This is a genomic window from Calothrix sp. CBUCES-K 9914 (assembly GCF_059640475.1).
Genome location: NZ_JBXXZH010000101.1, coordinates 1 through 20,305, shown reverse-complemented (window position 1 = coordinate 20,305; position 20,305 = coordinate 1). Strand labels below are relative to the sequence as shown.

Below are 20,305 nucleotides of genomic sequence, written 5' to 3'. Positions count from 1 at the left end.
ATTAGCTCTTGTTCCCCCCCTTATTAAGGGGGGTTAGGGGGGGATTATTACACTAACAATTTAGGCAATATAATTCCTTTAGTACCTAGCAATCGCAGGAATACTTTACCATTGGCATCATGAATAATAAAATCGGCACTTATTCCTGTTGCTGTTTTTTGTTTCACTTCGCACGATACATAATATGGTTGGTTAACAGGAATTTCTTCAAACTGTTCAAATCGATCCATTTGACCTGGTAAACAAATTTGTCTATGGTAGTGATATAACCAAACCCATAAGGGATGTGTACTTAAGTCTGTTGCATAAGGATTTAGCCAATCAATTGGAAATTGACCTGCAACTTCGCTGCTGATAGGTTTCCATAAACATTCAGCGGTGATTTTCTCAGGAGAAATGTTTATAATACGCTGAATTTCCTGAAAAGTGGCGCCGTGAAATAATGATGATGGGTCTTGCTGGTAAAACTCTTTACCACGTAAGGTGATTATATTATCTTCCTCAAAATTAAAATTATTGTAAATAGGACATGGGGGAAGTTTGCGAACTAATTTTATTGCTGCACTAAAGTGGTAGTTAATTTTACCGTCTTCAAGTTCGCTCAAAATTCTGGCTTGTAGATTAATCTCTTGTACATCTACTTTACTAATTTCTTTTAATTCTACAATATGGGACGGCGCCATACTAGGATTAAAAGTAATGCCCTTTAATACCTTGAAATTAGAATCGTTGAAAAATATATATCCTGGGTAAAGTTCCTTACAAACGTTAGAAATCCAAGATACAGCACAAGTTGCAGGTAATACTAAATTACCAGAAATTGTATGGTCACGTAAAAATGGATTAGCTTCAACTTTAAGACGACGACGTACCCGATGAGTGCGTAACTCAGTACCAAGAGGAACTGGAGCTAAAATCATTGGACTACCAATAACCACCTGAGCAGTGTCGTGATAAACGGGGTTAAGTTCATTAACCAACATTTGTGTACCAGCATCTACTGGGATAATATCAATACCTCGACGTGCGAATTCCTTTTTTAACTCAGGTGTCACCATTCCGCTATCCCAACCACCCCAGTTAATAGCGACAACATGACATTCGGGATGTTGCTGCTTGACTAAATGAGCAGACTTATTGAGAATTTCATTTGCAATAGCGTAATCAGACTGACCAATATTACCGTAAAAACCCGTCACCGACGAAAACAACACTAAATGTTGCAGTTGACTTGCTGGAATACTGTTAAGTAAATTTTCTAAACCCTGAACCTTGGCAGTATAAACCTTCTCAAAATCCTCGCTAGTTTTTTTCTCAATCAACTTATCAGCCAAATTACCAGCACCGTGAATAATACCAGTAACAGCACCAAAACTAGCAGCAGTCTCTAAAATAGCTGCTTTTAAAGCTGCAACATTAGTCACATCAACACTTAAATACTTAGCATCACCACCAGCTTCTTTAATAGCAGCTAAAGTTTCTTGAATCTCGCGACTCGAAACAATCTGATTGTATAACTTCTGAACAACCATCGGAGTTGGCTTACCATCAGTTGCCACAAATTCCATGATGCGCTTTTTCAAAACCGCTTCATCGAAACAACCCTCAGCGAAACTCGGTTCCAACGTCAACTCCGACCGACCCAGCAAAATAAACTTACAACGATGTTGCTGCGCCAACTTAACCGTACATTTAGCAGTAATACCCTTGGCACCACCGCTAACAACAAAAACAGACCTTTGATTAACTTGAATTGACATATTTTAAAAAGTTAGGAGTTGTGTAAAATTTCTTCTAAATCCTCTTAATTCTTTCTTTGCGTACTTTGCGTACTTTGCGGTTCGTAAAAACCAACCAGTTACCGTCTCAAATCTTCAAACGAATCACCACGTGGACTTCTATCATAAACAGGATTACGGCGAGGAGAACTTCTAATTGCCAGCGAAAGTAAAATAAAAAATGCTATTATAATAACAGCAATAAAAGGCGTTAAATTACTCTCACTTCGACTTGGTTTACTGCTTTGTAAGCTAGTTTGCTGATTATAAGGTGCCCCCAAACGAATATCTCCCAAATCTTTCTTATCCGGCGCCAACTTAATAAAACCACCATAAGGTTTATAACCAGAAGCTTCAACAAATATCTCCCCACGAACATTTTTAGACTTATCAGCACTAACCTGGAATTTATAAATACCTTCTAAATCAGTGTAAGAGTCTAGAGAAATATCGTTTGTCTTGAGAGAAACCTTGGCGCCGCGAATTGGTGCTTCCTTTCGGTAGTCGATAACTCGACCAATAAAATTTATTACATTTTTCTTAGACATGTTTTTATAGTTACTAGTTGATAGTTAATGTTTGATTGCTAGGTTGAAATAACTAACAGCTAAAAACAATCAACCAGCAACTAAAAACGAACCGCAAAGGAAGATAATGTAGAGACGCGATAAATCGCGTCTTTCTTCCAAGTTATGAATTTTGAGCAATCAGCGTTACTCGTCCGTGACTACCGTAAGCAACCTCTGTAAGATAAAGATTTGGGTCATGCAGTTCAGCAACGATGTACTGCGCGGATGTACTAGCATCAATTTGGGGACTGAGGTCTATTGCTCGGCAAAATACATTTGACCATTCCCAAATCATTGTTTTAGTAAGTCCAAATAAACCAGCACCAATGGCGCCAAAGTTTACTTGTCTATCAAGTCCGAATGCTCCGTCAAGACGAGCAACGGTGCAAAAAGACGCGCGTCCTTGTTTCGCGGCTTCATTGAGGGATTTTTTCAAATGTTTTGCAATGAAGAAAATGTGTTTGACGATTGCTTTTTCTTGTTCGCTGTAGAAAACACCTTCGGAGTTGGAAGATTGGAAGATAGGGTGAATATGAATAAAGGCGCCGATAAAACCGTATTGAGTTGTAATATCATCTAGCTTTTGTTGTAGATGCAATTCACAAAGGTCGGTTAGCGCAACTCTTTCTACACCTGGAGGTAATATCGATTTTTCGGGAACGAGCGAAGGAGGAAGGTTTAGTACAATAACTTTCCATCCCTGCTCGTTTAAACTTGCTGCAACTAAAGCTGTTGTTGGCGAACCATCATCGGTTATCAAAGCTACATACCCATGCGGTAAGCTGAATTCTAACCAATCTGGTTCGTTTAACTTTTTGAGTTGAGCAGGTAGTCGCTGAATACCTGTATCGATAATTGTACTAGCAACATCAGCAACATCAACTACATCGGTTCGTCGGTCAATCGTATCAGACTCATACTTTTTTTTTTCATCCCCAGATAGCTTCTGGAGATACTCAACTATTTGACCGATGGTTCGCAGTTCCGCCATTTCCTCCATATTACTAGGTTTGGGCAAGTCGGGTAATTCTTCTTGTAAGGCGCCCATTATTTCTACCCGTTTAATTGAGTCAATACCCAGGTCAGCTTCCATATCCATGTCAAGTTCGAGCATTTCTATGGGATAACCTGTTTTCTCACTCGTTATTGCGAGTAATTTATCGCTGAGGTTTGATAAGTCAGGTGTTTTAGCTTGTGCTGTATGTACAGCGCCGTTTTTGCTTGGTTCTTCTTTTGGTAATATTGGTAGCGTTGCAATAGGTAGAATTTCTTCAGCTATTTTACTTACGGTTGTAACAGGAGGTTCGATGGGTGCAACTTGCTGTTTAATTTCCTTGATTTCTACGCTTGCTGAAGCTGGTAATACAGGTTGAACTGTAGAGGAGCTTATCTCCTTCTGTACACTCACGTCACCTTCAATTATCTGTGCATATTCTTGCTGGATGAGTTGGAAAAAGTTTTTGGTATGCTCAACTTGATTTTGAAGGTATTGTTCGTGAATACGGAGGGTATCACTTTGCTGTGAGTGGAACTGTATCATGCTCCGCTCCAAGCTTTCCATCACAACTGGTTTAATTTCCGCGCGGTCATCGTTGGAATTTTTGGAAGCAAACAATGTATTTTGTTGCTGCATCAGTTGGTAGAAGGTTTGTACATATTCCTTCTGATGGTTTAAATATAGTCCGTGAACTTGTAAATTTTCACTTTGGCTTTGCTGGAATTGTGCCAAAACATATTCCAAGCTTTCCAAAACCCGTTGGTAATAAGCAAGGTTATTAGATGTTGGCTGCATTGGTGATAAGCTTGCCTCTTTAGTAACGAGTGGAGTTGGAACGGATACTTCTGGCTTAGGTGTTGGTAAGGTTGCCGAACTTGAAACGGTGCCGTTACTAGTAATAGGTTCTATTTGTGGTTTGGGATGATGTCCGTTACCAGAGTAAGGTGAGAGATGTGTTTCTAAGGCCATGCTTGTAGATATTAATTCAGTTTTAGTTTCAGTTTTAGTTTCAGTTTTAGTTTCGGCAACCACTTCGCTTTCATTCTTAACGGGTTGAGTTATAGTTACCTGATGTTTATCTTGCTGTGATAGCTCGCGCGTTTGTTTTGTTTTGTCTGATAGGTAGTTAACACCGTTGATACGAATATTCAAACCCTTGTTAGTCTCGGTTGTTAACTTTTGTGGAATTTGGTAGGGGTCAAGGTCTTTGAGTGGCATTCCCGCTACGCGCAATTGTACAGCAGCTTCGCGTAAAGTACGGTAACTATTTTTTTGAGGTGAGCCGTTGAGCGCAATAGCTAGGTGAGGACGGTTGCCGAGAATATCTTTAACAAGGTTTGTAAGAATTTTCTTGGGACCGAATTCAACAAAGCAGTAACCACCAGCTTGATAGATATTCTCTATTTCTTGTTTGAATAGTACCGAGTTAGCTAGGTGAGTTTCTAACAGACGCTGAACTGCGTGTGGTTCCCTTGAGTAAAGTTGACCGGTGACGTTACTGTAAACAGGAATAGAGGGAGTTTGGAAGTTAACTGATTTGAGTGCGATGGCAAATGATTTTTGTGCAAAAGCTATTAGCGATGTATGGAACGCTGCCGATACAGGTAGTAATATTGCACTATAACCTTGTTCTTGCAAAGCTTGTCTAACTTGCTCAATCTCTATTGTTGGTCCTGCTAGCACAACTTGATTTTGAGAGTTATAGTTAGCAATTGTAACCTGTGGAAAATGTTTTAAAACAGCTTCGACTTTAGACGAATCTTCCCTAACTGCTAACATTGCCCCAGCATCATAGTCAGGGTCTTGTGGTGGTGACATTGCTCGACCGCGCGCTTTGACGAGGAAGCAGTAATCTTCATCGCTAAATACACCTGCTGCCCATAAAGCTGTTAATTCACCAAAGCTATGTCCAGCAGTAAAATCTGATTTGAAACCTGCCTGTTTGAGAATTTTATACATCCCCGCACTCAGCATCCCAATCGCTGGTTGAGTATATTCGGTGCGTTGCAGTGCTTTCTCTTGAGCTTCTCTCTCTGCATTACTAAATACAGGATGAGGGAAAACGATTTCCGACAAGGGTTGAGAGTGGTCTTGTAGCAACAAATTATCCATGTAGCCATAAAGACGCTGCATCTCTGGAAAATTCATTACTAGCTCGCGTCCCATTTCCAAGTATTGTGAACCCTGCCCAGAAAACAGTGCTACAACCTTGCCTCCTAATTCTATTCCCGCAGAACGGTAGTAAATTCCTTGTGGGTGTTCCCATGTGGGTGTTGTTTTGGAACGCAGCAAATCTACAGCTAGTTGCAATAGCTTACAAGCTTCTGTGCGCGACTCGCTAACAAATCCGACACGGGCAGCTAAAACTGGAATTTCTGCTGCTTTACATTCCTCAACTAGTTGTAAATACTCTTTATCTCCAGTTTCAGACTGCAAAGAAGTTAATACTGCTTCACATCGTGTTAGTAGCTGTGCTGGATTTGTTGCAAACAGTAGTATTTCTGATGGTGTGGTGTGAATACGGTAGGGAGAATTTATTGAAGGTAAAGCGTCTGAATTTGAGGTGCCAGAATACTCTTCAAGAACAACGTGATAGTTAGTACCACCAAATCCAAACGAACTTACACCCGCGCGTCTTGGAGCTTCACCTAAAGCGCGTATCCAAGGACGAGTTTCAGCGTTGAGATAAAACGGCGAATTTTTGATATTTAATTTCGGGTTTGGTTCGGTGATGTTAATTGTAGGTGGCAGTACTTTGTGGTGTAATGCTAGTGCAGTTTTAATTAAACTTGCGGCGCCTGCTGCTGCTTTAGTATGTCCAATTTGTGATTTAACGCTACCGATAGCAATATATTGCTTTCTAGCATTGTCTTCACCAAAGAATTCGCGTAACGAAGCAAACTCTGTTGGGTCACCAGCCATTGTGCCAGTACCATGTGCTTCGACCAAACTAACAGTCGCAGGATTAAAGCCAGCATCGTCGTAAGCGCGCTGTAATGCCTTAACTTGTCCTTCTTGTCGAGGTGCATAGATACTTTTATACCGTCCGTCGCTGGAAGTTCCGATACCTCGAATTACTGCGTAGATTTTATCACCATCGCGTTCGGCATCTTCCAAACGCTTTAAAACATACATCCCAATACCTTCACCCAGCATCATCCCATCAGATTTAGCATCGAAAGGTTTAACTTTATCACTTGGTGAAACTGCTGGGGTTTTGCTAAACGAAATATACGCCATGATGGAGTTATCAGTATCTACTCCACCAGTGAGCATCATATCGCTACGCCCTTCGATTAATTCGCTTATCGCCATTTTTAGGGCACCGAACGAACTAGCACAAGCTGCATCAACAACGCAGTTAATACCACCAAAGTTGAGACGGTTGGCAATGCGTCCTGCAACAACGTTCGCTAGCATTCCGGGAAAAGCATTCTCATCCCACTTAATGTAAGAACTTTTAAACTTTTCGATGATTTTTTGCGTATCTTCCTCAGATAACCCACTACTTCTGAGTACCCTTTCCCATACAGGATATTCCAAACGCGCGGCAAGGGGGGTCGCAAGTTGTTTAGAGGCAGCAACTCCAAGTATAACTCCCACAGTATCGCGATTAAAATCGCGGGATGTACTATAACCCGCGTCTTCCATCGCTTCTTTGGCAACAACCAAACTTAATAACTGTGAAACATCAGTCACCTCTAGAATATTCGGTGGTAGCCCAAATTCCAGCGGGTTAAAATCAACATAAGGAATAAAACCACCGCGCTTACAATAGGTTTTGTCTTCAGTTGTGCGCGGATTGGGGTCATAATAATCTTCAACATTCCAATGTGAATCTGGAATATCAGTAATACAATCTACTTTATTAATAATATTTTCCCAGAATTCGCGCAGAGTTCTCGACTGTGGAAACAGACTAGCCATACCGATAATCGCTATCGGATTATCTTGTAATTTTCTGTTTAGGTGTAATGGCTTAGTTTTATCTGTCATCCTTTTTTTCTCCTCTATAAAAGTGGTCAAAACCTTCTCACAATTGTTTATTTCCTCGGACAACTGTGATAAGGCTGTATCTATCCAAGAAGCAGACATAGGCTAATCTTTGGTAGTGTTGATAATAAATTGGTAATGTCTGTTACCAACCAAAAACGAGCTATCTGTTCTTTACAGCAGCTATTTATTTGCAATGACCAAAGTTTATCGCGTCAACCGAATCGTGCTTTTATTTCAACTTATTAATAGGTAAAAATTAATAAGTAAAAACTAACAACAACTTACTATTAACGCTGTTTTGAATTCAATAATGTAATACCAATTGTAATACCATTTGCTTGAATAGTGCCACAGATTTTGTGTCGAAGAGTAGAGACGCGATTTATCGCGTCTGGTAGAAACGCGAGGTTTTTACTCTAACCATTATATTTTAGATTTACAACATAATAAATAATGATAATGTTACTCAATAACTAAGTTTACGAAAAGAACTTGCGCGAACTAAATGACTTGGAAATAACTATTCGCTACGATAGCTATCAGTGATAAGCATTCTTTTGGCGCCAAATATTTCTTCCATACTTACCTAATTAATTGGCTCATATCTATCCAAAATAAAAATGGTATAGCTACTCGACAACGCAAACTAAACAACACTTTCTTGGTATTGCGGTAATAAATCAATTACATTGTTGAAACTCGTGAAATAATCTTGTAATGCATTAGCTGCCTGACCAGTAAACTCAATCCATTCGTAGTGGTACAGACTTTGGGACGTTGATTCCCATTCAAATAATGGAAACTTGGGAGTAGCTATTAAGACAGATACGCTTTTGTCTCCTGAGCTAGTTCTGCTATCTAATTTTACTGCGGCAACGTAGCTCGTATTGAAAACAACGTTCTGTATCTTGATGAATGGCATAGCTAAATTCAGCATCCAAGATTATATAATTTAAGGATTTTGGCTTTTGTGAGTCTGACAAATCAGTTACAAAAACGCTCCTTCGTTAATAACAATAAATCAACCAACTAAAACCAGACTAAGAGACTAAATTTTGAGTTGGTATTAACATCACACTGCTTGTGTGTGTTCGTAACTACATACTCTTCACTGATTAGCTTATAGCCGTATCGAGTTAGGAGCTTTACAATTACTTCAAACACTAACACATATATAAAATTTCGGATAAATAATTTAGAAATTTTATGCAATGAGTGTAATATTATTATGTAAATGTTAAAGATAATAAAGCTGTATATCTAATAACTGTTTTTCCTTTAAATAAGTTTTTCTTTAGTTATACATAAACAATTTTAATATATTTATTAAGTAAAATTTACTATTCAGTTACATAAGGTGGGCATTGCCCACCCTACAACGGTTTAATTGTTCAATAAGGTTACAAAACAGTTTTTCTAGCTTGCTTACTAGTTAAATTTTGCCACCGTGTAATTCCACGATTAACTAAGTCAGGACTTTCATCACCAACAAAGCAGATGCGTCCTAACCTTTCACAAGCGATAAGAGTTTCACCATGTCCCATGAATGGGGATATCACAAAACTATTAGGATGAGTGTACATGTTTAACAAATAAGTAATAATTGCTTCGATACCTTCGATACAAATCGTTGCTTCAGGTTTTTGAATTGTGTAATGAGAAAAAACACTGATATAGATTTGATTAAAAACTAATTCATACTGAAAGGGCATTTGATTGTTACGACAAAAATCATTAATGTGTCCAGTAGAACGTAACACTACTACAACTCGTGCTTCGTTAATTAGGTAGTCATGTTCCCAAAATGGTGATAAAGTGGCAATCGCTAATGCTGCATCTGAAGGTAGTAAGTTAATAAATTGCTTACCTGCCGTATTGCCACGGTAAACTAAATGCTTGTGAAGCATCCATTTTTCACCTGCTTCTACACTAATGTCACGAGCTGTGATGATAGGTTTGGTAATAGGTTTGCTACTCGGTTTGGTACTCGCTTTGATGGCAGGTTTCTCGTTTTTAGTTGATGCTTTGCTGTGACTTGGCTTATTTGATACAGCGTCTAAGAGCGCTTGCATTTGTAATTCTCTTTGTTTGTCTCTAGCTTGTTTTGCTAGTTGAGCTTGATGTTCGGCTTCTGTTTTATCTCCTTTTGCCATTGCGTCTTCAAATGCTTTCTCCGCTGTTTCTGCTTTAATACGCTCAACGGTAGCAATTCTAGCTATTCTGAGTTGGACGGTACGACTTTTACTAAATGGTGTGGCGATAATTTTCTGTTTGACATCGGGATGAATATCTCTGGCTATTTGTTTACCTTGTTGGAAAGAGCGTTCACTATAACCAAATCCGCGCGCTAATTCCAGTGTTGTTCTGGGAGGTAGCGAAACGGTTTCGCCACCTTTTTTAGTGTATTGATTATCACCCGGTTTGAAGCGTAGACCCATGCGCTCAAGAATTCTGTCGCGTTCTAACCAAAGTTCGTACCGCTCCAAAGGTTCCAGTTCGTTACGGATAAAATTCTCGTCGATCTCCGCAAGTCTCGCTTGGTCTGCATCTTGGTAACTGACGACTTTGCACTCGATATGCTTGAAAGACAACATCTTACAAGCTGTTAGTCGATGCAACCCCGCAATCAAATTAAAATTTTGGTCTATTGTAATTGGGTTGAGCAAACCATTTGCCCGAATTGATTGCATCAACTCGACAACTTTCTCATCCTTGACTGGACGACGGTTGGCGCCAACGTGGATTTGATCGATTAATACTGCTAGCACTGTAGGCATAATTATTTTTCTCAACCGTGCCAAGTCAAATTACTAAGTCTTGTAAATATTGTGATTGACATTTCTCCTGAACTACGCGCGCGACAACAGTTATACATCAAATAAATTAGTACACGGCTAACATTTAGGCAGCAAGACTTTTTAAAATAATGCCTTGTTCCCTGGTTGTATACAGTATGTTTATTTCGATGTTTAAATTACTTGCAGCAATACAATTACTGCTTTTGATCAGAAATATGAGGAATTACAGCAGAAATTCTGTAATTAACGTAACGCTTTGTTAAGTTACTTCTGAATCAAGTAAACTAATGGCTATTAAGTCAACTGTTTGCCATGATTTGTAGATTATCTCATGAGATGCCAGGTTTTTACAATCAAGTAATTCATGAAAACTTTATACAAAATCCCGTAAACTACATTTGCTTTACATTTACTTGACAATATTCTAGTTATTTGCAATATTAGAAGACAGGTTTATCTAACGAGAGCAACTCACAGTTTGATTCACAGTTTGATTCACACTTTAGAAATGGGAATGCTTTGCGCGCTTTAATGACAAGTCTCTACATTTGTAGTCATTGATAGCAAAGAAACCCGTAATAAACCCAGCTTATAGAAATTATACATACAAATTACATACAGCCAGCATCCAGTATAAAGCCACTGGGGCTAATTCTTTGCGTACTTTACACAGAATAACAATATGACTGTAGATAATGACAGCCAGTTTTACACGAAATCCCGTTCCAAGGCGCCGATAATTTTAGCTGTTTCTATTGGAATTAGTGCGGCACTGATATCAGTTTTTGCAATTATGCGGTATGCAGCGCAGGATGAAAAAACGGTAGTTAGACCAATAAAAACTGCTCCTGCTAGAGTTGCAATTACAGCTTTAGGACGTATTGAGCCACTTGGTGAAGTCAGAAAGTTGTCGGCGCCAAGTTCATTGAGCGGAGTTCGAGTTGAGAGAATCTTTGTAAAAGTTGGTGATACTGTACGAGCAGGTCAAGTTATTGGATGGCTTGAAGGATATGCCAGAACATCAGCAGCACTCCAGCAAGCATTAGATAAGGTCGATGTTGCGCGTGCCAAACTAGTTCAAACAAAAGCAGGCGCCAAAACTGGTGATATAAACGTCCAAAAAGCGACGATTTCACGTTTAAGAGCTAATATTCAAGGCGAAGTTGCGACAACGCAAGCTACTATCGCGCGTTTACAAGCACAACTAAATAACGCGCGTACTGAAAACAATCGATATCAACAGCTATTTCAACAAGGCGCCGTTTCCGCATCTGTAGCAGATGATAAACGATTGCAAACTCAAACGGTAGAACAGCAAATCAAAGAAGCTAGAGCAAGTCTGAATCGTACAACAAGTACACTCAAAGAGCAGATAGAGGAAACGCAAGCCAAACTAGCAAGTCTGAACGAAGTACGTCCTGCTGATGTTCTGCTAGCGCAAGCAGAAGTCAAAAGTGCAACAAGTGCAGCAATACAGTCCAGAGCAGAACACGAACTAACTTACATCAAATCTCCTATCAGCGCTCAAGTTTTAAAAGTTCATGCCAAAACTGGAGAAGTTATTGGTAATAATGGCATCGCCGAAATTGGTACGATATCACAGATGTATGTAGCAGCAGAAGTGTATCAAACCGATATTAAAAAAGTTCAGATTGGGCAAAAAGTCACTATTACCAGTACAGCATTTAACGGTCAGATTGAAGGAACCGTTAGCGAAATTGGTTTACAAGTAGAGCGTCAAAGTATTCTTAGCGTCAACCCTTCTGCTGATACCGACCGTAGAGTTATCGAAGTCAAAATTCGTATCAATAATCCTGCTGATAGCCAGCGAGTAGCAAGTTTAACAAACCTACAAGTAGATGTTGCCATTCACATCTAATTCTCACCCAAATCCAAGACCCATTCACGTACAAAGCAAAATTCAAAATTGATGATGGTGTTTAAAATTCCTCTGGCATGGCTACAGCTAATCCAGCAAAAAGGACGTTTTACCATAGCCGTCGCTGGTATGGCATTTATTGTACTATTGATGTTCGTACAACTCGGCTTTCAAGACGCACTATATTCCAGTGCTACCGCAGTTCATCAACGCTTAGAAGGTGATTTATTCCTCGTTAGTTCCCAGTATAAAGCGTTAACATCAAACCAAAGTTTCCCGCGCGCGCGTTTGTATCAAGCTTTAGGATTTGATACAGTTGAATCAGTCAGTCCAATGTATTTGGAATTTGCCAAATTTAAAAATCAGGAAACTGGGGAAAAATACCCAATATATGTTATAGGAGTAGAGCCAGGAAAATCCGTAATTAACCTTCCAGAGGTTGAAGCTAATATGGATAAGTTAAAAATTCCTGATGTCATACTCTTTGACAGAGACTCACGTCCTTATTTTGGAAATATTGCGCTGGAATTTAATCAAGGAAAAACCGACCAAGTTGTTGAAATCTTTCCTTTTAATGACTCTAGTGGCTATCGAGTCAGAGTTGGGGGACTATTTAGCATTGGACCTTCGTTTGGTGTGGATGGAAATTTAATTGTCAGCGACTCCACATTTTTGAGGATTTTTGCTAGTCGTCCATCTGATAAAATAGACTTAGGTGTTATTACACTTAAAGCAGGCGCCGACCCCGAAAAAGTTTTAAAAAACCTACGTCAAAATCTTTCAAGTGATGTAAGGATTTTCACTAAGGCAGGATTTAATGACTACGAAAAGCAATACTGGGCAGCAAGAACACCTATAGGCTTTATTTTAAATCTGATGCTGACAATGGGTTCAGTAGTCGGGGTCGTAATAGTCTATCAAATTCTTTATAGCAATATTTCCAGTCAATTTGTTGCTTACGCAACTTTAAAAGCTATTGGTTACGAGAATAATTATTTGTTGACGGTAGTTTTTCAGCAAGCAATAATTCTGGCTATTTTAGGCTATCTTCCTGGGTTCATATTATCCCTAGGCTTGTATGACTTTGCAATGAATACAACTAAGTTACCAATTATGATGACTTTTCAAAATGGGGTAATTGTATTCATTTCAACCATTTTCATGTGCATTACTTCTGGAATATTAGCCATTAACAAATTGCGTCTAGCTGACCCCGCTGATATCTTCTAATTGCCATTAACCCTTGGCGCCACTTTTTCTAACCACTATTTCCTAAATACATGAACCAAACAATACTCATCACTGGTATTAACGAATGCATTGGTCAGCGCGCGGCAGAACTTGCACAAGCGCGAGGAATGAAAGTTAAAGGACTGCAACTTACATTAGATAAAACATCAGATAAAAATAAACAAAACCATCCGGGAATCGAAATCATTACTGGTGATATTACAGACCCTGCTGTAGTTAAAAAAGCTTGTCAGGGAGTAGATATAGTTTTACACGCAGCAGAAATTACCAAAGAAGGAGGCAAGCTCAAAGACTTTCAGAAAGTTAACGTTGATGGTACTGTGACTTTAGCGCGCGCTGCTTCTTCAAGTGGTGTAAAAACTTTCGTTCACATGTCCAGCGTTTTGGTATATGGCTTTGACTACGAAAACAATATCACCGAAGACGGTAAATTGAAAGGTGATAACAACCCCTACTGCCAAACTAAAATCGAAGCAGAAAGTGCTGTACTCAAATTTAATCAGCCACCAGAATTTGGAGTCATCATCATTCGTGCTGGAGACATATACGGACCAGGGAGCATACCTTGGGTAGTTCGTCCCGTTTCCATGATGCGTCAAAACACATTTGCTTGTGTCAACGATGGAAAAGGTGTGATGAACCACGTATATATAGATAACCTTGTAGAAGCTATCTTCCTTGCCATCGAAAAACAACCATATGGAGAAATCTTTAATATCACCGATGGTAGTGAAACTAGCTGGAAAGAATACTTCACCCGTCTTGCAGGAATTGTAGACCAACCACCTCCATTCTCGCTACCCAAAGACGAAATCAAACTATTTTTACAACTGCGTCACCAAGCACAGAAACTCTTCCGCAAAGAAGGAGATATATTACCAGAGTCAGTTGATTTCATGTCGCGTCCCTACGCTTACTCAATAGCCAAAGCAAAAAATCTGCTAAATTATCAACCCAAAATCGACATCAACGAAGGTATGCAGCTAACTAAACAATGGCTGCAACAACAATAAGTTAAAAGTGCTGAGTGCTGAGTATTGAGTATTGAGTTGTGGTTAGCACTCAGTACTCAGCACTCAGCACTCTTAGGAGTACACAGAGCAAATATCTAAATCTTATTGGCTATGAATTTAAACAAAATCAAAGTGGTAATGTGTGCTGATTATCTTGGAACTGGCGCCGTTGAGGGTAGTACTACTGGTTTACAACAAATGCTCAATGATTGGATTAACCAATCTGCTAATGACCCAGATATTGAATTAGTAGTTTATTGCCTTGGCACGAAAAATCAAAAATATTATCCATTTTCCAACGTTACTGTTAAACAGTATAAACCTAATATTACTACCCGCGCGCTTTTTCCGTTGTCTCCACCTTCTGTTTTTCCGTTCCTTGTTGATTTAATTCCTATTCATCTTGGTTTAATTAGAGATATTATTCAAGATAATCCTGATATAATTCATACGTTTGGAACTTTTACAGCTACTGAGGTATCAGGTTATTTAGCTGCTAAAATCATGAAGTTTCAACGTAAAAGCATAAAATTAGTCAATACTGTATTCACTGAAGTAGATACTTATTTTCCTAGTTATCTCAAAAGTATTATTATTGACTTTTATAAACTCATCGATTCAAAGTCTTTATTTAAAATAATTACCCAAAGCGCTAGAGGTGGTCTTTATACACCAATCAAGTTAAAATACTATAGCATAATATTTTTACTAAGATTTTGGACTTACTTGCAATCTGGCTCATCTGCATTTTTGCTATTTAGGTTATTTGAGTTACTCGGTATAATTCAAGATTTAATAGTGAAAAGTATACAAAACATACTGAAATTAATATTTCCAGATAAGTATAAGCAGTTAGAAGTTCAAATGCATGAATACGTAAATCATCTCAGACAATCTTCAACATCGCGATATCAAAAAAAATATAAACACCCTCTTAGTTATTTGGTTAAACCAATACAGCTAACATATGATTTTATTAGAAGAGCAGATGAGCATCCGGAAAGCAATAAAGTTGGTTTAGGTGGTCTTTTAGCCAATATTTTAAGATTTTTTCTCAAAAAGCAAGTATCTTTTTTTGTTAACCAGTGTGACGCTGTTACCATTTCACGACCAGAGGATATAGCTAGGTATTGTATCACGGCGCCTGTATGGCAACTACCTTTAGGAAGTGATTTATCACGGTTTAAAGTTTATCAACCATCTGTAGAGACTTTTACCGAACGAGTTCAATACGCACTCGAATTAGAAATGCTTTGTCATAAAAGCGCAAATGCGTTGGTTGATATTGCCACAAACCCTGAGAAAATATCCAAAAGATGTATTCTCTACGTTGGTAGATTGAGCAACGAGAAGAATATTTCCATTTTGATGGATGCTTACGAGCAGTTGCTTCGGTGTCAAGGCATGAAAGACAAAGTTCATTTTATCTTTATAGGCGCCGGATATGCTGCACCAGAACTAGAAAAACGATTTGGAGACAGCGTAACCGTTACTGGACTAGTTCCAAATCATCTATTACCCGATATATATAACTTCGTGCGTTTGCGTCAGGGTTTCTTCGTCAGTGCTTCAGACACAGAAACATATGGCATTACTCACGAAGAAGCAACAGCTTGTGGAGTACCACTAGTCGCAATGGAAAAAGGAACCAGAGGACATTTTTACAGTCCGGGAGACAGAATAGGTAATTTCAGAGTTGAAAAAAACGAAGAAATAGCCAGAACAATCGAAGATTTAATTATACGCGCTAGTGATAACTTTCGTGTTGCACTTAACGGGTTGTGTATTCCTGATTACTCAGAAGGTGAAGGTTTATCAAGGTTATTAAGCAATCGTACAGTAATGGAGTCAGTACAAAAATCTTTATTGTATGCAATGTATACTATGGCAGTGATGCCAGAATCTACATCAATCAAAATGTCCGAATATGCATCTCAATTAACACAGCGCAGTAAATTTGGTTCACAAGGAATATGGCAGTTACTGCGTTATATATATCTGAATGATTGGAAATCATATTATCCTTTATACAACAAACAGCAACATGTGTATTTTTAATTTTTAATTTTTAATTGTGATTGTAATTATATAATTGTATGTATCTAAAATAATTAAGTTCAAAACTATGAAGATTAAATTCATGAAATGGGGTATTTGTTCAATAGTAACCGTAGCAGCAATTAACATTGCTACAGTTGTGAATGCTTTGGAAAATCCAACACTAACAGTAGTAGTAAATGGAGTACGTCAACATAAAAGTCGCGTTTGTTTGCGAGTCTTCTCGAACGAAAAAGGATTTCCTTTAGATAATAAAGGTGAAGTACAAAGTGGTTGTACTCCAATTACAGGTAACGTTGTGAAAAAGCAGTTTTATGGCTTGAAACCAGGAAAATATGCTGTAGCTGTAATAGACGATGAAAATGGAGACGCTAAACTTCACACTAATTTCCTAGGTATCCCTACAGAAGGTTTTGGTATTTCTCGTAACCCAACTGTATCAGTCACAACTGGTATACCAAAGTTTAAAGATGCTAGCTTTTCACTCGATAAAAATACAACTATAAATATAAAAATGAAGTATTCGCTGGATTAATTCTTGCAGCGGATAAAACGGATGTAACAGATATATGAATTGTAAAAAATTATATCCGTTTAGAGACCGATTGAACCCTTGTCTCTACAACGCACGTAAACGGAGGGTTTTCCCGCAGGGATAGTTAAAGTTTTTATACCGGAATTTATCCCCCCTAGCCCCCCTTAATAAGCTACCGTGTACACACATCTTTATGACTCTCCTCAACATCCCTCCTTTGTGCCCTTTGTGCCTTTGTGGTTTATTCTTTTTATGAACCACATAATCCGGAGAATTTCCCGCAGGGTAGACACAAAGAACACGAAGAAAGAGAACAAAAGTAACTTTTATAGACTTGTGTGTACACCATAGCCTTATTAAGGCAGGTTGGGAGGATTCAATTCTTAAGGGACTTCCAAAAATTTAATTCTCCCGGAATGTGGGGTGGGCATCCAAGCAAACACCTCCTTTGAATGAACGGGCGGGACGCCCATTCCACAAGAAAATATTGAAGATTTTTTTATTTGGAAGTCCCTAACCGAGTAGTATTGGGATTGCTATATATTGTTAAGTATAATAAATCACCCGTTACATCCGTTATATCCGTTGCCACTTAACCTTGTCAGTAAATGTTCGCCTACACGCAATGCATTCGCCATGATAGTTAACGATGGATTTACAGCAGTACTCGATGGGAAAAAGCTGCTATCCACAACATATAAATTATCAATATCATGCGCGCGGCAATTAATATCGAGTACAGAAGTAGTCGGGTCTTCACCAAATCTACATGTTCCACACTGGTGTCCAACTTCTTTTATCGACATTTTCTCAGCATAATATATAGATAATCTTGACTTAGACTTATCCTCAATAGATTTTAATACCGCAATCCAGCGTTTCATCAAACGGTTAAATGGTTTATTATTATTACTATTATAATCCAGACATATTTTTTCACCCTGGAGAAAAACACGATTGTTAGAATTCGGCAAATCTTCTGTAATTAATAACCAAGGAACACAATGATTTGCTATTTTTTCGGCAACGAAGCGAGGTAAAAATGCAGCATTCGCAATAATTCTATCTGCATGAATATTGCCCAACAACTGTACACTACCCATCGGGTATGGAAAATCTTGCTCACCCCAATAAAAATCATTGAATCCCATTGTTTTCTGAAACACCGTCGGATTCGCTTGTGTTGATAGAGCTAAAACAACTCCAAATTTATGTGCCATATAATTTCGTCCAACCAAGCCTGAGCTATTGGCTAACCCGTTTGGATGTTTGTCTGAAGCTGATTTTAATAACAATAGGGCACTATTAACGGCGCCACAAGCAAGTACTACAATATGGGCTGTAAATATTTGCTGCTTCCCACCAACTTCTACCTCTACTTCTGTTATTTCTCTACCTGATGCACTAGTATGTAAGCGTGTAACTTTCGCACGAGTTATCAAAGTCACATTAAAATGCTTAATTGCTGGACGTATACAGTTAATATCTGCATCCGCTTTAGCGTTGAGAAAACACGGGAAACCATCGCATGTGTCACAACGAATACAAGCACTTAACAAAGCATTATTTTGATTCAGTTTAATAGATAGCGGTAAGTTAAAAGGGTGAAAGTTTTTATCTTTCAAACCTTCACAGATAGCTTGAATATGAGGTTCGTGGGTAATAGCAGGAAACGGGTAAGCATCTTGTTCTGGTTCAGTAGGGTCTAAACCGTGTTGTCCATGTACTTCGTAGAGCTTTTCAGCTTGCGTGTAATAAGGCGCCAAATCACGGTATTTCAATATCCACTCTGGAGAAACACCATCATGATGAGTAACTTGTTCAAAATCTCGTTCACGAAATCTAAATAAGGCGCCACCGTAAAACTTTGTATTTCCACCAACATAATAATGTGTATTCGTGTTGAAGGATTTATGATGTTTGTCATACCACACTTCAGCATTACGGTAAGTTGATGCTTGTAAAACTTGCTGGGGATTCCAGTTAGATTTTTCTCTAGGCAAAAAATCACCGCGTTCAAGTACCAAAATCTTCTTGCCGCTTGGCGCCAGTTGATAAGCTAGAGTTGCTCCACCGGCGCCAGTACCGACAATAATCACATCATAATGATTATTCATTGACATTTAAAGAAGTTAGGAATGTGATTGTACGCGCACGGACTGCATCTGATTTTCAGAACATGTTTTATTCAGTTGCGTTAAACCAATCCATCTGTAAAGTCTGTCACCAAAGTCAGGAACTAGCTGTATATACGCGAAAAGTACCTTGGTTAAAAACCCATCAAGCATAACTTCACCATAATTTTTCTCAATAGCTCGTAATATTACATTTGCAACATCAGACGGTTGAGAAACCTGCGCCATTTTCGGGGAAGATAAACCAAATGCTAAAAACATTCCTGCTTGCGTATATCCCGGACAAACTACCGTAACTCCAACATTGCTACTCGCTAGTTCTTGACGTAAAGCATCCGTCCACATTATCAACCCTGCTTTACTCGCTGAGTACACGCTATTATACGGCGCCCCTTTTTTACCCGAACCAGAAGCTATATTAACAACGTGGCCACTGTTGCGCGCTATCATCTCAGGGAGCAATAACCGCGTTAACTCCATACCAGATATTAAATTCGTCGTTAAAATTGAACGAATATCATCTAGCGAATAATTCTGAAACGGACGGTATTTTTCGATAGCAGCATTATTAATCAAAATATCAACCGAGCCAATAGTTGTGTTAATTTTTTCAACTAAACTCGGTAATTCCTCGACTTTACTAATATCAAATTTAATACTAACCGCTTTTCCTCCATCTCGTTCAATTTCTGTAACCAATTTTTCTAATGCAGCTTCCGAACGCGCTACACATATAACGTTAGCTTTTTGTTTAGCTAACGCGCGCGCGATATATTCACCGATACCTCCAGAGGCGCCTGTTAGTAATACGTTTTTCCCTGCTATCTGTGTCATAAATATCAGTTATCCTGAAACTATAAGTAACTAAATGTTGAATTAAAGAACTTACTTTATTTGCTAATTTAACTTATGAGAATATTATTTCTGTTGTTAAATATACGTTTATTAATATCCACACCCACACCCTATAAGGGTGAGGCTATACGAACAAAGCCTGTTGTAAGCAGGCTAAAAATGCTTATTACACTATTAATTCTAAATGTTAATCAGTAACAATCTGCTATCTATATAAAGTCTAATTAACTATATATTTTGTTGCAAATAATTCAATTATTATCTAACTCAACTAGTAAAATAGTCATAATCTGTTTAGAGTTAAATATTACTTCCTTCAGTTACAATACTGCTCGGTTAAGAAATTGATCCCTCCTGCCCCCCGCGTGGAAGGCTACGGTGTACACACAAGTCTCTTTTTCTTATCTTTCTTATCTTTCTTTGTGTTCTTTGTGCCTTTGT

12 protein-coding genes are annotated in these 20,305 nt (G+C 38.5%); 5 read left to right on the top strand and 7 right to left on the bottom strand.

The window, feature by feature from the left end; translation table 11 throughout:
* Positions 1-47: 47 nt before the first annotated feature.
* The 5 genes from AC2JBO_RS21915 to AC2JBO_RS21895 form a co-directional block, all read right to left on the bottom strand.
* Entirely contained in the window at positions 48-1,760 is a 1,713-nt protein-coding gene (locus AC2JBO_RS21915; protein ID WP_496955771.1) for an SDR family NAD(P)-dependent oxidoreductase, read from the bottom strand.
* Positions 1,761-1,858: 98 nt separating this feature from the next.
* Positions 1,859-2,326 carry a carboxypeptidase regulatory-like domain-containing protein gene (locus AC2JBO_RS21910; protein WP_496955770.1) on the bottom strand — a complete coding sequence of 156 codons (468 nt, stop codon included), beginning with the start codon at positions 2,324-2,326 and terminating at the stop codon, positions 1,859-1,861.
* Between the two features lie 142 nt (positions 2,327-2,468).
* Positions 2,469-7,439, bottom strand: a complete 4,971-nt coding sequence (locus tag AC2JBO_RS21905) for a beta-ketoacyl synthase N-terminal-like domain-containing protein (RefSeq protein WP_496955769.1) — start codon at positions 7,437-7,439, stop codon at positions 2,469-2,471.
* 547 nt (positions 7,440-7,986) lie between these two features.
* Positions 7,987-8,262, bottom strand: coding sequence for a hypothetical protein (locus AC2JBO_RS21900; RefSeq protein ID WP_496955768.1), 276 nt, complete (start codon positions 8,260-8,262; stop codon positions 7,987-7,989).
* Positions 8,263-8,740: 478 nt separating this feature from the next.
* On the bottom strand, positions 8,741-10,117 hold the full coding sequence (locus tag AC2JBO_RS21895) for a ParB N-terminal domain-containing protein (protein ID WP_496955767.1): 1,377 nt from the start codon (positions 10,115-10,117) through the stop codon (positions 8,741-8,743).
* 703 nt (positions 10,118-10,820) lie between these two features.
* Here AC2JBO_RS21895 and AC2JBO_RS21890 point away from each other — a divergent pair.
* The 5 genes from AC2JBO_RS21890 to AC2JBO_RS21870 all read left to right on the top strand — a co-directional run bounded on the left by AC2JBO_RS21890 (position 10,821) and on the right by AC2JBO_RS21870 (position 16,874).
* Complete coding sequence (locus AC2JBO_RS21890; RefSeq protein ID WP_496955766.1) at positions 10,821-12,017, top strand: ABC exporter membrane fusion protein; 1,197 nt, start codon at positions 10,821-10,823, stop codon at positions 12,015-12,017.
* Positions 12,018-12,071: 54 nt separating this feature from the next.
* Positions 12,072-13,247 carry an ABC transporter permease DevC gene (gene devC, locus AC2JBO_RS21885; RefSeq protein ID WP_496955776.1) on the top strand — a complete coding sequence of 392 codons (1,176 nt, stop codon included), beginning with the start codon at positions 12,072-12,074 and terminating at the stop codon, positions 13,245-13,247.
* Between the two features lie 50 nt (positions 13,248-13,297).
* Positions 13,298-14,281: an NAD-dependent epimerase/dehydratase family protein gene (locus tag AC2JBO_RS21880; protein WP_496955765.1), complete on the top strand. Its 984-nt coding sequence runs from the start codon at positions 13,298-13,300 to the stop codon at positions 14,279-14,281.
* 111 nt (positions 14,282-14,392) lie between these two features.
* A complete protein-coding gene (locus tag AC2JBO_RS21875; RefSeq protein ID WP_496955764.1) occupies positions 14,393-16,339 on the top strand; it encodes a glycosyltransferase in 1,947 nt (648 codons plus the stop codon).
* A 67-nt stretch (positions 16,340-16,406) separates the two neighbouring features.
* Positions 16,407-16,874, top strand: a complete 468-nt coding sequence (locus AC2JBO_RS21870) for a DUF2141 domain-containing protein (RefSeq protein ID WP_496955763.1) — start codon at positions 16,407-16,409, stop codon at positions 16,872-16,874.
* Positions 16,875-17,434: 560 nt separating this feature from the next.
* On the opposite strand, the gene AC2JBO_RS21865 is transcribed toward AC2JBO_RS21870, so the two are convergent.
* Positions 17,435-18,991: an FAD-dependent oxidoreductase gene (locus tag AC2JBO_RS21865; RefSeq protein ID WP_496955762.1), complete on the bottom strand. Its 1,557-nt coding sequence runs from the start codon at positions 18,989-18,991 to the stop codon at positions 17,435-17,437.
* Positions 18,992-19,006: 15 nt separating this feature from the next.
* Positions 19,007-19,843 (bottom strand): SDR family NAD(P)-dependent oxidoreductase, encoded by an 837-nt coding sequence (locus tag AC2JBO_RS21860; RefSeq protein ID WP_496955761.1) that lies wholly within the window; start codon positions 19,841-19,843, stop codon positions 19,007-19,009.
* Positions 19,844-20,305 lie beyond the last annotated feature (462 nt).

Excerpts from the sequence above, each read along its gene's own strand:
- AC2JBO_RS21905 (WP_496955769.1), bottom strand. The coding sequence starts at position 7,439 with ATGTCTGCTTCTTGGATAGATACAGCCTTATCACAGTTGTCCGAGGAA.
- AC2JBO_RS21875 (WP_496955764.1), top strand. The coding sequence starts at position 14,393 with ATGAATTTAAACAAAATCAAAGTGGTAATGTGTGCTGATTATCTTGGA.
- devC (WP_496955776.1), top strand. The coding sequence starts at position 12,072 with ATGGTGTTTAAAATTCCTCTGGCATGGCTACAGCTAATCCAGCAAAAA.
- AC2JBO_RS21890 (WP_496955766.1), top strand. The coding sequence starts at position 10,821 with ATGACTGTAGATAATGACAGCCAGTTTTACACGAAATCCCGTTCCAAG.
- AC2JBO_RS21880 (WP_496955765.1), top strand. The coding sequence starts at position 13,298 with ATGAACCAAACAATACTCATCACTGGTATTAACGAATGCATTGGTCAG.
- AC2JBO_RS21865 (WP_496955762.1), bottom strand. The coding sequence starts at position 18,991 with ATGAATAATCATTATGATGTGATTATTGTCGGTACTGGCGCCGGTGGA.
- AC2JBO_RS21895 (WP_496955767.1), bottom strand. The coding sequence starts at position 10,117 with ATGCCTACAGTGCTAGCAGTATTAATCGATCAAATCCACGTTGGCGCC.
- AC2JBO_RS21900 (WP_496955768.1), bottom strand. The coding sequence starts at position 8,262 with ATGCCATTCATCAAGATACAGAACGTTGTTTTCAATACGAGCTACGTT.
- AC2JBO_RS21915 (WP_496955771.1), bottom strand. The coding sequence starts at position 1,760 with ATGTCAATTCAAGTTAATCAAAGGTCTGTTTTTGTTGTTAGCGGTGGT.
- AC2JBO_RS21860 (WP_496955761.1), bottom strand. The coding sequence starts at position 19,843 with ATGACACAGATAGCAGGGAAAAACGTATTACTAACAGGCGCCTCTGGA.
- AC2JBO_RS21870 (WP_496955763.1), top strand. The coding sequence starts at position 16,407 with ATGAAGATTAAATTCATGAAATGGGGTATTTGTTCAATAGTAACCGTA.
- AC2JBO_RS21910 (WP_496955770.1), bottom strand. The coding sequence starts at position 2,326 with ATGTCTAAGAAAAATGTAATAAATTTTATTGGTCGAGTTATCGACTAC.